Source organism: Roseateles sp. P5_E11 (assembly GCF_054049355.1).
In genome coordinates, this window is record NZ_JBFUMO010001102.1 from 1 (window position 1) to 871 (window position 871).

Here is an 871-nt window from a genome sequence, read left to right on the forward strand (position 1 = left end):
GCCACTTGCGCATGCGCTCGGCGTCCGCGATCCGCGACGCCTTGCCGCTGGAATCCAGGAACACCATGATCAGCTTGCGGCCGGCCATGCTGGCCTGCATGACCAGGCATTTGCCGGCCTCGTTGATGAAACCGGTCTTCTGCAGGCCGATGTCCCACAGCGGGTTGGACAGCAGGCCGTTGGTGCTGTGGAACTGCACCAGGCGCTTGCCCAGGGCCACGCGCGCTTCGCGGGAGGTGGACAGGTCGCGCAGCAGCGGCACTTGGCTGGTCACATTGACGAGCTTGGCCAGGTCAGCGGCGCTGCTCTGGTTGCGGCTCGACAGGCCGGTGGGCTCGACATAGTGGGTGTCGGCCATGCCCAGGCTCTCGGCCTTGGCGTTCATCGCGGCGACGAAGGCGTCCAGGCCACCGGGGTAGTTGCGGCCCAGCGCATGGGCGGCGCGGTTCTCGCTGGCCATCAGGGCCAGGTGCAGCATGTCGCCGCGCGTCAGCGTCGTGCCGACGGCCAGGCGGGAGCGGGTGAACTTCTCGGTGTCGATGTCGTCATCGGTGACCGAAATCTTCTCGTCCAGCGACAGCCCGGCCTCGACCACCACCAACGCCGTCATCAGCTTGGTGATGGAGGCGATGGGCAGCACGGCCTGGGGATTCTTGGAGAACAGCACCTCGTTGGTGTCCTGGTCCAGCACATAGGCCACGCTGGACTTCAGGGCCAGCGGGTCATCCACCTGGTGCAGGCCGGCAACCTGCCCGAAGGTGGGCACAGCCGAGATAACGGGTGCGACCGCCCTGCGCAGCACGACCGAGCGCACCTTGCGCGTGGGCACGGCGGCGGTTTTGACGGGAGTGCGGATGGCCCTGGATTGGGT

The 871-nt window shown here is 67.3% G+C and carries 1 protein-coding gene; it reads right to left on the reverse strand.

From position 1 onward, the window contains the following. Positions 1-856: D-alanyl-D-alanine endopeptidase (pbpG, locus tag ACXJKR_RS33700; RefSeq protein ID WP_457326568.1), on the reverse strand; the 856-nt coding region annotated here is incomplete at its 3' end. Positions 857-871 lie beyond the last annotated feature (15 nt).